Genomic DNA, 13208 nt, shown 5'->3' with positions numbered 1-13208 from the left:
TCTCCTAGGGAAGACGGGGATCGATGACGGCTTTGAGTTCGCCGAGCCGCGACATCGACTCGACGCTCTTGGACGCTTCGGAAAGGCCGACTGGTGCGCTGAACAGATCGTCCCAGGGCAGCCGATCGGCGAAGGTGCGGAAGAAGTCCACCGAGCGGTGGTAATCGGCGATGTCGCCGTTGAGTGAGCCGACGACCGTGAGTTCCTTGCCCATCACGGTGCCCAGCGCCACGGGGGAGGGTACGGGGCCGGTGGAACCGACGATCGCGATCGTCCCGCGCTGCGCCGCGAACGCGACGGCCTCCTCGCCGATAGTGGGCCCGCCCGCGAAGTCGAAGACGTGGTCGGCGCCCCGGCCGCCGGTGAGTTCCTTGACCCGCTCGACGCGCTCTTCTGCGGTGCCGTCGACCGGGATCGTCGCTGTCGCCCCGAAGCGTTCGGCGGTCTCCAGCCGGTCGGCGGGCCCGCCGATGGTGATGACGTCACCCGCGCCGGAGATCCGGGCGACGGCGGTGGCGAACACGCCCAGCGCGCCGGCGCCCTGGACGACGACCGTCGCACCGGGACGGATCCCGCCCGAGCGCGAGACGGCCCGCAGCACGGTCTTGCCCGCGCAGCCCGACATCGAGGCCCAGGTGTCCTTGACGTCGTCCGGGAGCAGGAGCTTGGCCGCGCCGGGGGTCACGTAGCAATACCGGACGAGACCGCCCGTGGCGTACGGGAAGACGTCGGAACGCTGGAGGAAGCCGTAGCCGCGCTTCTCGCAGGCGACCGGTTCGCGCAGGATCGTGCAGCCGTAACACTTTCCGCAGGTCGATTCGGACCAGCCGATGCGGGCGCCCTCGGTGATCTCGCGGCCGAGGGTGTCGGTGGTGCCCGGTCCGACGGCCACCACCTCGCCGACCATTTCGTGTCCCAGCACCATCGGGAGCATGCCGGGGAAGGTCATCTGGCCGGACCAGATGTGCACGTCGGTGCCGCACAGGGTGGTGCAGGTGATCCGGACCAGCGCGGCGCCCGGTTCCGGCTCTTCCGGCAGCGGTAGTTCCCGCAAGGTGAGCGCGGAGCCGTGTTCGGTGAGCACCGCCGCTTCGGTTCTGTTGACCATCTTTTTAGTCTACAGTCGTAGGAGAAAAAGTCCAGATCCTGGAGGAAACCATGCCGTCGCAACGTATTCGTCCCGCATCGCTCGTGGTTCGCGGCGGTCCCGTGCTCACTTTCGACCCGGCGGGCACCGTCGTGTCGGCGATGGCGGTCCGCGACGACCGGATCGTCGCCCTCGGCGATGTCTCCCTGGATCACGTCGGTCCGGAGACCGAGGTGATCGACCTGGCGGGCAGAACCGTTTTGCCGGGTATCAACGACGCGCACCTCCATGCGACCTGGCTGGGTGCCCGGTGGCCGGACACGCTCATCGGTGGTGCGGGATTCACCGGGGGAGAAGAGAAAACGGTGCGCAGTGCGGCCGAACGACGGGCCGCCATCCTCCGCGCGGGTGACCTGTGCGCGTCACTCGGCATCACCAGCTACACCGAGCCCGGTCTGGGTCCCGGCGAAACGGGTTGCTTCGGCGCCGAGGTGCTGGAGGAATACGCGGCGCTCGCCGGGGAAGGACTGTTGCGGGCGAGGGTGACCGCGCTGCGGCTGTTCGGCCTGCTCGACGGAGCGAGCTCCCTGGCGGACTTCGAACGCGGGCTGGCCACGCCGTCGCCGTCCGCGGATCCGTTGTGGCTCACCGTGCCCGGTGTGAAGATCTTCGCCGACGGCATCCCGCCGATGCGGTCCGCGTGGACGCATCACTGCTACGCCGACGGTTCCCACGGCGTGCTGCTCGTCGACGGCGATGACGACCCGGGGCGCGCGGGCAACCTCGCCGCGATGATCCGCCTCGCCCACGAAGCCGGGATGGTGGTCGCCGTGCACGCCACGGGCGACCGGAGCATCGAGGCCGCGCTCGGCTCGCTCCGCCGGGGTGACCACCTGGTGCACGGGGACCTGGTGACGGTGGATCAGCTGGCGCGGATGGCTTCCGAGGGGGTCGGCCTGACCACGCAGCCCGCGATCGCGGTGGCGATGCGCGGAATGCTGTCGGACGCACTCGGCGCGGAGGTCGGTGCCCGCGCCTGGCCGCTGGCGGAGATGCTGGACTCCGGAGTCCCGCTGACCTTGAGCAGTGACGCGCCGGTGGTCACCCCGGACTGGCGGGTGCACATCGCCGCGGCCGCCCGGATGCTGGAAGTGTCCGATGTGGACCCCGCGCTGATGGCCCGGCTGCTGCGCTGCTACACGGTCGCGGCCGCCGAGCAGGACGGGGCGGCGGACTGGAAGGGATCGCTGACCGTGGGCCGGGTCGCCGACTTCTGCGTGCTGGCGGCGAATCCACTCGAGGTCGCGTTCGCGGACCTGCCGGACGTCGGTGTCGAACTCACCGTGTCCGGCGGCCGCGTCGTGTACTCAGGTGAGCAGTTGCCCGCCGTCGACCTGGAGGCTCACCCCGGTGAGATGGCCGGCGTCGGCGGAGGCGAGGAACAGGACTGACGGCACCACGTCGGCGACGGAAGCGATGGTCCCCAACGGGATCCTCGCTTCCCACGCCGCGCGGGCCGCGGTGTCCGAGGCGAAACCGGCGGTCATCGGCGTGAGCACCGGGCCGGGCGCGACGGCGTTGACCCGGATGCCGTGCGGGGCCAGTTCGAGCGCCGCCGAGCGGGTGAGGGCCTCGACAGCGGCCTTGGTGGCCTCGTAGTGGCCGAGCCCGGGGGTCGGCTGCCGGGCGCCGATGGAGGTGATGTTGACGATGGAACCGCGGGTGCCCGCCTCGAGCATGTGCGCGCCGACCGCGCGGGTCATCAGGAAGGTGCCGCGGAAATTCACCCGCATGCACAGATCGAAGACGCCGATGTCCAGTCCCACCAACGGGCCGCCGCCACCGGCGAGGCCTGCGTTGTTGACCAGGACGTCCACCGCGCCGAACCGTCCGGTGATCAGCGCCAGCGCCGCGTCGACCGATCCCGGATCGGAGATGTCGAGTTCGACGTGCTCCGCGCCGAGCTCATCCGCCAGGTCGTGGGCCGCGCGCGCGTCGACGTCGGCGATGACCACGCGGTCGCCCGCGGACTGGAAGGCTTCGGCGACACCGCGGCCGATGCCACTGGCACCGCCGGTCACCACTACGAGTCTCTTGTTCATTCTACAATCGTAGACTAAAACTTGTTTCCGTTGCCAGCGAAAGGAAAACTCGTGCACGAGAAACAGAACGGACTGGGCTTCGCCACTTCGGCGCTGAGCCTCGGCTCCTGGAACACCTGGGACCGCATGGACTTCGACGACGCCGTGCGCCTGATCCGGCGCGCGATCGACGCGGGGGTCACGCTGTTCGACGTGGCCCACTACAACATGGGACCGCATTCCGAACAGTCGCGCACGGACATCCTCTTTGGCGAGGCGATCCGAGCCGCCGGGATCCACCGCGACGAGTACCAGCTGTGCGGGAAACTCTGGCTCTGGGACTACCCGAACACCGGATTCGCCGAGCAGCTCGCGACCTCGTTCGACCGGATCGGCGTCGTCCACGCGGAAGCCGTCGTGGTCGGCGACTACTTCGGGGACCAGGACATCCCGCAGATCGTCACCGAGGTCGCGGAACAGATCCGCGTCGGTCGCTTCGACGTCTGGGGCGTGAACAACTGGCTCGCGTCGGATCTCGATCGCGCACTGGAGTTCGCCTCTCGCGAAGGGCTTCCGGCACCCTCGTTCGCTCAGCTGAAGTACAGCGTCGCGCGGCGTTCCATGGCCGAAGGTCCGTTCTATGGCGCGCATTTCGAGTCCGGACGGCTGACCTTGCAGGCGTCGGACATCTTCGAGGGCGGCGTGCTGCTCGGCAAGACCCCAGAGCGCAAGATCGGCGCGGATCCGGGCGGGATCCGGGAGTCGATCCGGGACGCCGCCTCGCGTGTCGCCGAGGTGGCCGGGGACTTCGGGGTGAGTCCTTCGCAGCTGTCTCTCGCGTTTTGTCTCGCCTACGAGCCGGTGGCGAACGTGCTGTTCGGCGTGAGCCGGCTGGCGCAACTGGAGGACAACCTGGGCGCTGTCGAGTTGGCTTCCGCGCACGGCGCCGAGGTGCGGGCGGCTCTCGAAGATCTCTGGCTGGACCGCTCGGTCGCCGCCGATGGGACCTTCTGAGGGCTGTCGGTGGTGCTATGAAAGGCCCGTTACTTGCAAAATTTGCAAGTAACGGGCCTTTCATAGCGCGCGCGAGCGGAGCCTCAGCCGAGGAACTCCAGCACGGCCGCCTTGAACTCCGGCCCCCGCAAAGCGCCGCCGTGATCCCCGGGCACCCGCACCAGCGAAGCCCCGGGCACCAGCTCGGCGAGAGTCTCGATGCCCTGGCTGATCGGATCGTCGGTACCCGCCACGAACCGCGTCGGCACCGAGACCGCACCCGCCACCGGCGAGAAAGGCTCGGCACGCAGGTCTTCGATGCACCGGGCGAGCGCGGCCGGATTGCGTCCCGGCGCGGTGATCATGTGCGCGATCATTCCCGTCAGCGGATCCGCGGGCGCCTTCCCGCCGTCGGCGAACGCCAGCGCCGCCGCGACGTCGACGGCACCGAACGGTTCGAACGGGCTCACTCCGGCCAGCACCAGCCGCCGGACCGGCGCCTGCGCTGGCAGTTCCCAAGCCAGCCGGGCACCGAGCGAATAGCCGACGACGTCCACTTCGGACAGACCCGAGACGAGCCGGGTCAGTTCGCCGGTGATCGCGACGGCACCCAGCGAGCCCGCGGGAGCGGGGCTGGAGCCGTGCCCGGGAAGGTCGGGAACGAGCACCTCGCGGCCCGCGGCGGTGAGTGCGGCGGGCCATCCCGTGGTGATCCAGTCGGTGTGCCCGTCGGAGGCGAATCCGTGCACCAGCAGGACCGGCGGTCCCGAGACGGTTTGCGGAACGAACCGGCGCACGGCCAGAGAAGTAGTGGCAGACAAAGGGAATCCTTTCTCAGCTGCCGGAGGGACGTCGGGTGCGCAGACGCTGCATTTCGCTCAGCGTCCGCGCGCGGGCGTCGACGGCGATGCGCAGCGACGATCCGATGAGGTTCAGCAGGAAGACGCACACCATGATCGTCACGCCGGGCGCGATCACCAGCCAGGGCGCCTGCACCAGGTACGACCGGCCCTCGGCGATCATGTTGCCCCAGGTCGGGGTCGGGGGAGCGATACCGAGGCCGAGGAAGCTCATCGCGCCGTCCACCAGCATCGCCGCCGCGGACAGGATGACCACCTGCACCAGCGCCAGCGGCAGCACGTTCGGGAACACGTGGACGACGAGGATCTTCCACTTGCTCATCCCCGAGACCCGCGCCGCGCCGATGTAGGCACGGCCCGCGATGCCGAGCACCCGGCTGCGGATGACCCGGGCGGTGAACGGCGTGAAGATCACCGTCAGCGCGATCAACTCGGTCCAGATGCTCGCGCCGAGCGAGATCGCCAGCGCCATCGCGAGGATGATCGCCGGGAACGACATCCAGGCGTCCATCAAGCGCATCAGCACCGCGTCGGCCGCACGGAAGAACCCGCTGATCAGCCCGATCACCAGGCCGGTGAAGGCCGCGCAGAGGGTGATCAAGGCGGACAGCCCGAGCGACGCCCGGCCACCGGACACCAGCCGGGCGAGCACGTCGCGCCCGAACGAGTCCGTGCCGAGCAGATGCGCGGACGACGGCGGCAGCAGCCGGTTGACCGGGTCGGTCGCGCTGACGCTCGGCAGGAAGAACGGCAGCACGATCACGGTCAGGACGATCAGCGCCAGCAGCGCGGTGGTGATGACCAGCATCCGGTTGCGCCGGAACAGCTTGGCCGCGCGACCGGCCGAGGGCGCTTCACGCACCGGGGACGTCTTTTCCACCAGAGCCACGCTCACGAGACACGCACCTTCGGATCGAGCAGCGCGTACGACAGGTCCACCAGGAGGTTGACCAACACGAACAGCACCGCGACGAACAGCGTCACACCCTGGATCAACGGGAAGTCGCGAGTGGACACCGCACCCATCAGCAGATGGCCCAGCCCCGGCACGACGAAGATGGATTCGATGATCACGATCCCGCCGACCAGCATGGCGAAGTTGCTGCCCAGCTGGGTGATCAGCGGCATCAGCGCGTTCGGCAGGACGTGTTTGGTCATGACCTGCCGCTCGGAGAGGCCCTTGACCCGCGCGGTGCGCAGGTACGCCAGCGGAAGCTCGCCGAGCAGGCTTTCGCGCAGGGTGAGCACGAACAACGCGGTCTGCCCGATGACGAGCACGGTCAACGGCAACACCAGCGCGGGCACCGCCGTCGCCGGGTCGGTGAACAGGTTTTCGTAGCCGCTGGACGGGAACCAGCGCAGCGTCACCGAGAACACCAGCACGAGCATCAGCGAGATCCAGAAGTCCGGCATCGCCATGCCCAGCGCGGACAACCGGTCGAGCAGGCGTGCCACCGGATTGCGCGGTGACACCGCCTGCCAGGAGGTGATCGCGACCGAGAGGAAGAAACTGATCACCGTGGACAGCACGGCCAGTGTCAGCGTCGGCAGGATGTGGTCGGCGACCACACCGAGCACCGGTGCGTGGTAGGTGATCGACGTGCCGAAGTCGCCCTGCAGCACGTTCCCGGCCCAGCTGAGGTACTGCTCCCAGAGCGTCCCGTTCAGTCCCATGCTCTCCCGCAGCGCGTCCACATCGGACGGACGCGCCGTCGGGCCGAGGATGGCCTGCGCCGGATCGCCGGGGATCAGCCGGATGACGAAGAACATCATCGTCCCGACGATCACCAGGATGATCACCAGATCGCGCAGCCTGCGCAGCAGCAGACCGGTCATGATGCCAGCCAGGTGTTCCAGAAGACGCGGTAGAAGTCGCCGTAGCCCTTGAGCCTGGGGGAGTAGGCCGCGTACAGCCTGGACTGGCTCAGGGTGATCACCGAGAGCTGCTTCCAGGTGAACGCCTGCAGCTTGTCCACCACGGCCTTCGCCTGTTCAGGCGTGGTCGAGGCGTTGAACTCGGCCATCAGCCCGTCCAGCTCGGGCGAGGAAGACCCGTTCAGCGTGCCGAGGGTGAGCGCGGGCATCTGCGCGGGCGAGGTCAGCGCCGAGTCGAAGAACAGCGTGGTGATGTCCCAGCCGCCCGGCTCCTTGGTCAGCGTGCCGAGCATGGTGGCGAAGTCGAAGGTGTCGATCTTGGTGTTGATGCCGATCTTCGACAGGCTGTCCTGGATCAGCACGGCCCACTTGCCGAACTCGGGGTAGGAGTTGGTGGTGACGATGCGGATGGTCGCGCCGGCGGTGATGCCGACCTCGGCCAGCAACTGCTTGGCCTTCTCCGGGTCGTGCTTCTTGTAGACCTCTTCGCCCGCGGTGGAATAGAACTGCTTGTTGTCCGGGGAGGCGAAGGCGCCGGTCTCGAGGGTGAGGTCCTTGCTGCCGCCGGTGGCCGCGTTGATCGCGGGCTTGTCCAGCAACAGGTTCAGCGCTTCGCGGGCACGGGGGTCGGCGAACTTCGATCCCGTGTTGAAGTTCGGGATGACGACGTTATCGTTGCCGCCGGGCAGGTTGTGCACCACCACGGCCGGGTTGTTGCGCAGGGTCTCGTACTGGTCGTTGGTGGGCATGATGTGGTCCCACTGGCCGGTCTGCAGGCCGTTGATCAGCGCGTCCTGGTCGGAGACCACCTTGTAGGTCACGGTGTCCAGGTACGCGTGCTTGGCGCCAGCCTGCCCGCCCCAGTCCTCTTCGGACCGTGACTTGTAGCCCTGGTAGCGCTCCAGCACCAGTTCACGGCCGATGTCCCAGCTCTTCAGCTTGTACGGACCGGTCCCGATCGCCTTGTCCTGTGCGAAGCCGGTCGGCGCGACGCCGGTGAGGTTCTTCGCCTCGTAGATCTCCGTACCCGCGCCGGCGAGTTCGTTGATCAGCGGGTAGCGCGGCTGCTTGAGCTTGATGGTCACCGTCGCCGGGTCGGCCGGGGTGATCGCCTCGATGTCCGGGGTGACCAGCTGACCGGTGCGGTGGACCTGCTGCCACCGCTTCAGGCTCGCCACGACGTCCTCGGACGTCAGCGGGTTGCCGTCGTGGAAGGTGACGCCCTGGCGCAGCTTGAAGGTGTAGGTGAGCCTGTCCGGACTGGTGGTGAAGTCCTCGACCAGCATGGGCCGGGCGGCGAAGCCCTTGTCCACTTCGAACAGCTTCTCGTACATCATGTTGCCGATGTGCGCGGTCACCTGGCCGGGGTTGGCGACCATGTCGAGGGACTGCGGGTCGGTGGGCACGGCGACGTTGAGGTTGCCGCCGGGCTTCGGGGGCCCGTCCGCGGCGCCACCGCCTGCCTGCCCTCCCATACACGAGCTGAGCAGCAGAACGGTCGCCACGCCGAGCGCGGCCGAGGTCAGGGTTCGTCTCATGGGTTCCGCACTCCAGTGTGGGGGTGGGCGGGCAGTTCGGGGTTCGCCGCCAGCAGGCGGCGGGTGTACTCGTGCCGGGCGCGGAGCCGGATCTCGTCCGGGTCGCCGATTTCGATCAGTTCGCCCCGGTACATCACGCCGACCCGGTCGGCGACCGAGAGCACCAGGCTGAGGTTGTGCGTGATGAACAGGAAGCTGAGCGCGCGGGTGCGCCGCAGGTCGAGCAGCAGGTTCATCACCTGGCCCTGCACCGAGACGTCGAGCGCGGAGGTGGGCTCGTCGGCGACGATGAGGTCGGGTTCGGCGGCGATCGCGCGGGCGATCGAGACGCGCTGCCGCTGACCGCCGGAGAGCTGCGACGGCAGTTTCTTCGCGGTGTCCGAGGGGAGCCCGACCTCGTCGATCAGTTCGGTGACCCGGCGGTCCAGTTCGGCGCCGCGCAGGCCGGTGAGCTCCCGCAAGGGTTCGGCGATGATCCGGGCGGCGGTGTGCCGGGGGTCGAGCGAGCTCTGCGGGTCCTGGAAGATGAGCTGCGCGCGGCGGCGGAACGAGCGCTCGTCGCCGTCGAGCCCGGACGGGGTGCACCGGTGCTCGCCGAAGGCGATGGTGCCCCCGGTCGGCGTCTCCAGTGCGCTCACCAGGCGGCCGAGTGTCGTCTTGCCGGAACCGGATTCCCCGACCAGGCCGAAGAACTCACCCGGCGCGATCTCCAGCGACACGTCCTTGACCGCGTGCACCTCGGGTTCGCGGTTCAGCGAGAACCGCCCACGACGTCCGTACACTTTGGACACCGAGTCGATGACGAGCGTGGTGCCCTCGCCCGCGTTCTCCGACTTTTCGCGGCTCAGCGCCTTGGTCTCGGTCGCGACGGCCGATTCGCCGTTCATCGCGGCCTCGAGCAGTGCTTCGGAGATGGTGGGGAAGCCGTCGCGCCTGCTCACCCCGAGCTTCGGCACGCAGTCGAGCAACGCCTTGGTGTAGGGATGCTTCGGCGCGTGCAGGATGTCCTCTTTGGACCCAAGCTCGACCAGTTCGCCGCGGTACATCACCGCGATCCGGTCGGCCACCTGCGCGGCCACGCCCATGTCGTGCGTGATGAAGACGCACGCGGTGCCGTGGTCGCGGCGGACACGGTCGAACAGGGTGAGGATCTCCGCCTGCGTGGTCACGTCCAGTGCCGTGGTCGGCTCGTCGGCGATCAGCAGGCTCGGGTCGGCCATCAGCGCCAGCGCGATCATCACGCGCTGCTGCATCCCGCCGGACATCTGGTGCGGGTACAGGGAAAGCACCCGGTCGGTGTCGGTGAGGCCGACCTCCTTCAACAGGCCGCGTGCCTTCGCGTCGGCCTCGCGATGCAACGGCGTGCCCTTGCGCGCGGCTTGGCGCGGCAGGGAACCGGGCTTGCGATAGGCCTCGATCAGCTGCTTGCCGACTCGTTGACTCGGATTGAGTGAGTCCAGTGCCTCCTGGAAGATCATCCCGATTCGCGGGCCGCGGTAGGAGCGCATCTCGTCGGCGGACAACCGGGTGAGGTCCACGCCGTCGACGGTGATCTCACCGCGGGTGAACACCGGCGCGACGAACTCCAGTAACCGGATGATCGACAAGGCCGTCACCGTTTTACCGCTGCCGGATTCGCCGACCACGCAGAGTGTCCGGCCTTGTTCGAGGTCGAACGAAAGTTCGCGGACCAGTTCGCGTTCGGTCTCGTCGGCGATCACGCCGACGGTCAGTTCTCGTAATTCGAGCAGGGTCATGAATCCCCTTTCCCGAGCCCGCCCGAAGCGGACCGCACAGCCGGGGAACGGGCCTCCGGCGGGGGTAGTTCTACGCATGTTGGCACCGGGGGACGGCACTGTCAATGGGTATATTCTACGAATGTAGGAAGTTGATATCCGCCGGGTTTTGCCTGGCAGTGGGCGAAAACTTGCGCTGGATTCTTTTGTCTACACATGTAGACTCTCGGCGGAAACGAGCTAAGGAGGGCACCCGTGAGCGGGTCGACCAAGACTGCCGGTCCCGAGCGGATCGTGGACATCGCCGTGGGCTACATGGCGGCCAAGCAACTCTTCGCGGCGAGCCGGATCGGCCTGTTCACCGCGCTCGCCGACGGGCCGTTGACGGCCGCGGAACTGGCGGGGAAGACCGGCAAACCGGAGAAAATCACCCGTATCCTCGGTGACGCCATGTCATCACTCGGCCTGCTGTCCCGTGTGGACGGACGGTACGAACTGGCCGCCGACGCGGCGGAGTACCTCGGTGGCGGAGGCCTCGATCTGGCACCGTTCCTGACCTTCCTCGACGCCATCAGCTATCCGCACTGGTTGCAGTTCGGTCACACCGCCGACAGCGGCGAGCCCGGCGAGCTGGAGATGGACGACGCGCGCTGGGGCACGTTCATGTCCGGCGTGATGACGTATAACGCCCTGCACGCGAAGATGCTGGCCGGCGCGTTCGATTTCGGTCCCCACCGGAAGCTGCTCGACCTCGGCGGGCTGTCGAGCGCGTTCGCGGTCGAAGCGATGAAGACCAACGAAGAACTGCACACGACGTTCGTCTTCGATCCGGGCTTCACCGAGTCGGTCACCACCGCGGCGGCCGAGGCGGGGTTCGCGGACCGTGCGACCGTCGTCGGCGCGGAGACACCCACCGCGCGCCCCGAAGGCGAGTTCGACCTGGTGATGGTCAACCACGTCGTCCACCGCTTCGACGCGAAACAGAACGCGGAGATCCTGCGCAACGCCCGTGCGGCCGCCGCGTCCGGCGCTCGTCTGCTGCTGCTCGACTTCTTCCTCGACGACGACGCTCACCAGCGGCCGATCGACGCGCTGCACGCGGGGGAGTACCTGGTGATCGACGGGACGGTCGTCTACCCGGAGGCCGAGGTCCGGGAATGGCTGACCGAGGCGGGCTGGCGGGTCACCGACCGGCTCGCGCTGCCGGGCAGCCCGCGGGTCCTCGTCGCGGAAGCGGTGTAGCCGTGACCCTGGATCCCGCGGTCAAGGAGCTGCTGGCCCGCAGTGAACCACCCGAAGCGCCCGCTTTCCCGCCGACGGCCGCCGAGCTGCGTGCCGCTTTCGCCGCTTCGTGGCAGGCGCCCGAAACGGTCGAAGAGGTCGCTTCGGTCACTGATCATGTGCTGCCCTCGGGTGTCCGGGTGCGGCTTTACCTGCCTGACGCCGACGGGGCGGTTCCGGCTTTCGTGTGGATCCACGGCGGCGGGTGGACGATCGGCTCGATCGACGAGAACGAGGTCGCCTCGCGAGCGGTGTGCAACGCGGCGAAGGTCGCCGTCGTGGCGGTGGACTACCGGCTCGCGCCGGAGAACCCGTTCCCGGCGGCGCCGGACGACTGCTACGCCGTCGTCGAATGGCTGGCTTCGGGTGGCGCGGGTCCTTCGGTCGACTCGGGGCGGATCGCGATCGGCGGGGAAAGCGCCGGTGGCAACCTGTCGACGGTGGTCTCGATGATGTCCCGCGACCGGAGCGGTCCGCCGTTGGCCGCGCAGGTGCTGATCTGCCCGGTCTACGGTCACCCGGACGACGGTTTCCGGTCCTACACGGACTTCGCCGACGGTTTCGGCATGACGGCCGGGGCGATGCGGTTCTTCTTCGATCAGTACGTGTCGGATCCGGCGCAGCTGAACGATCCGTATCTGCTGCCGCTGCGGGCCACCGACCTGACCGGGCTCCCGCCGGCGCTGGTGCTGACGGCCGAGTATGACGTCCTGCGGGACGAAGGTGAGGAGTTCGCCCGGCGCCTGGCCGATGCCGGTGCGAAGGTGGAGATGACGCGGTACTCGGGGCAGATCCACGGGTTCTACGGCCTGTACACGGATCTTCCCGCCTCGCCGCGGTCGCACGCGCACGTGGCGAGCTTCCTGACGCGGGTCTTCGACTCCCGCGATTAGTCCTCTGGTTGCGGTCCCCTTCCTCGCGTCCAGCGTGAGGAAGGGGCTTCAGGGCTGTGCTCACACGCCGAACTCGCGTGCTTGAACACCGCACACACGTGCTTGAACACCGAACTCGCGTGCTTGGAGCCGGAACTCGCGTGCTCAGAGGCGGAACTTGTGTGTGCGGTCTCCAAGCACGCGAGATCCGCCTCTGAGCACGCGAGATCGGCATTCGAGCACGCGAGTTCGGTGTTCAAGCACGTGAGTCACGCGTCCGGGTCGGAGGCGTCAGGGGCGGGCCAGGCGGGCGAAGAACGACTCCAGGTGCTGCCGCTGCAAAGCGACCGTCGAGAACTCCCCGGCGACCAGGCTCATCACGTTCGACCCGGCGTTGATCAGCACGACCTCGTCGACCAGTTGCTCGTCGGGGGTCTCGGTGACGATGTCGCCGTCCTCCCGGCCCTCGGTGAGGTACCGGTGCAGCAGGCCCCGCCACGAGCGGATGTGTTCGAGGTACTTGTCCTGAAGTTTCGGGTTGGTCAGCGAGAGCTGCCAGAAGGTGAGCAGGACGCGCCCCGCGGCGATGCGGTCCTCGTCGATCGGCATCGACGAGACGCACAGCTCGCGGAGCGCGACCAGCCCGCGCAGTTCGTCCAGTTCCACGTACTCGCGCATCATCCCGAGCGCGCGTTCGTAGGTGGCCTCGATGATGTCTTCCTTGCTCGGGAAGTACAGCTTGAGCGCGCCGTTGGCGAAGCCTGCCGCGGCCGCGATCTCACGCATGGTGGCGGCCTCGATCCCGCCCTGGGTGATCAAATCCCAGGTGACGTCGACGATGTGACTTCGCCGCTCGTCGTGGTCGATGATCTTCGGCATCGGCAG

General features: G+C 68.1%; 12 protein-coding genes. 4 read left to right on the top strand and 8 right to left on the bottom strand.

Annotated elements, in window-relative coordinates; all coding sequences use genetic code 11:
* Window positions 1–4 precede the first annotated feature (4 nt).
* Entirely contained in the window at window positions 5–1108 is a 1104-nt protein-coding gene (locus tag BKN51_RS14920) for a zinc-binding dehydrogenase (protein WP_101608231.1), read from the bottom strand.
* 50 nt (window positions 1109–1158) lie between these two features.
* Here BKN51_RS14920 and BKN51_RS14915 point away from each other — a divergent pair, with 50 nt between their 5' ends.
* Entirely contained in the window at window positions 1159–2538 is a 1380-nt protein-coding gene (locus BKN51_RS14915; protein WP_174720416.1) for an amidohydrolase, read from the top strand.
* Here BKN51_RS14915 and BKN51_RS14910 read toward each other — a convergent pair.
* Entirely contained in the window at window positions 2455–3171 is a 717-nt protein-coding gene (locus BKN51_RS14910; protein ID WP_101608229.1) for an SDR family NAD(P)-dependent oxidoreductase, read from the bottom strand. The two genes, BKN51_RS14915 and BKN51_RS14910, sit on opposite strands and share 84 nt — an antisense overlap.
* Window positions 3172–3240: 69 nt before the next feature.
* On the opposite strand from BKN51_RS14910, the gene BKN51_RS14905 reads away from it, so the two are divergent.
* Window positions 3241–4182 (top strand): aldo/keto reductase, encoded by a 942-nt coding sequence (locus BKN51_RS14905; RefSeq protein WP_101608228.1) that lies wholly within the window; start codon window positions 3241–3243, stop codon window positions 4180–4182.
* Window positions 4183–4265: 83 nt separating this feature from the next.
* On the opposite strand, the gene BKN51_RS14900 is transcribed toward BKN51_RS14905, so the two are convergent.
* From BKN51_RS14900 to BKN51_RS14880, 5 genes are read right to left on the bottom strand one after another with little or no spacing between them, the layout of a single operon-like run.
* On the bottom strand, window positions 4266–4964 hold the full coding sequence (locus BKN51_RS14900) for an alpha/beta fold hydrolase (RefSeq protein ID WP_101613224.1): 699 nt from the start codon (window positions 4962–4964) through the stop codon (window positions 4266–4268).
* A 31-nt stretch (window positions 4965–4995) separates the two neighbouring features.
* Window positions 4996–5916 (bottom strand): ABC transporter permease, encoded by a 921-nt coding sequence (locus BKN51_RS14895; RefSeq protein WP_101608227.1) that lies wholly within the window; start codon window positions 5914–5916, stop codon window positions 4996–4998.
* Complete coding sequence (locus tag BKN51_RS14890; RefSeq protein ID WP_101608226.1) at window positions 5913–6857, bottom strand: ABC transporter permease; 945 nt, start codon at window positions 6855–6857, stop codon at window positions 5913–5915. Before BKN51_RS14890 ends, BKN51_RS14895 begins: the two co-directional genes overlap by 4 nt.
* On the bottom strand, window positions 6854–8434 hold the full coding sequence (locus tag BKN51_RS14885) for an ABC transporter substrate-binding protein (RefSeq protein WP_101608225.1): 1581 nt from the start codon (window positions 8432–8434) through the stop codon (window positions 6854–6856). Before BKN51_RS14885 ends, BKN51_RS14890 begins: the two co-directional genes overlap by 4 nt.
* The gene (locus tag BKN51_RS14880) at window positions 8431–10191 is read right to left on the bottom strand and encodes a dipeptide ABC transporter ATP-binding protein (RefSeq protein ID WP_101608224.1); all 1761 of its coding nucleotides are present in this window, start codon (window positions 10189–10191) and stop codon (window positions 8431–8433) included. The genes BKN51_RS14885 and BKN51_RS14880 overlap by 4 nt, the downstream gene beginning before the upstream one ends.
* 234 nt (window positions 10192–10425) lie before the next feature.
* Here BKN51_RS14880 and BKN51_RS14875 point away from each other — a divergent pair, with 234 nt between their 5' ends.
* Entirely contained in the window at window positions 10426–11412 is a 987-nt protein-coding gene (locus tag BKN51_RS14875; protein WP_101608223.1) for a methyltransferase, read from the top strand.
* A 2-nt stretch (window positions 11413–11414) separates the two neighbouring features.
* Window positions 11415–12344, top strand: coding sequence for an alpha/beta hydrolase (locus BKN51_RS14870; RefSeq protein WP_233223148.1), 930 nt, complete (start codon window positions 11415–11417; stop codon window positions 12342–12344).
* A 270-nt stretch (window positions 12345–12614) separates the two neighbouring features.
* Here BKN51_RS14870 and BKN51_RS14865 read toward each other — a convergent pair whose 3' ends face one another.
* Window positions 12615–13202: a TetR/AcrR family transcriptional regulator gene (locus tag BKN51_RS14865; RefSeq protein WP_101608221.1), complete on the bottom strand. Its 588-nt coding sequence runs from the start codon at window positions 13200–13202 to the stop codon at window positions 12615–12617.
* Window positions 13203–13208: the final 6 nt, after the last annotated feature.

It is taken from the genome of Amycolatopsis sp. BJA-103, from assembly GCF_002849735.1.
In the GTDB taxonomy this organism is placed as follows: Bacteria; Actinomycetota; Actinomycetes; order Mycobacteriales; family Pseudonocardiaceae; genus Amycolatopsis.
Note: the sequence above shows the minus strand (reverse complement) of the source record. Positions and strands in the feature narration are given on the sequence as shown.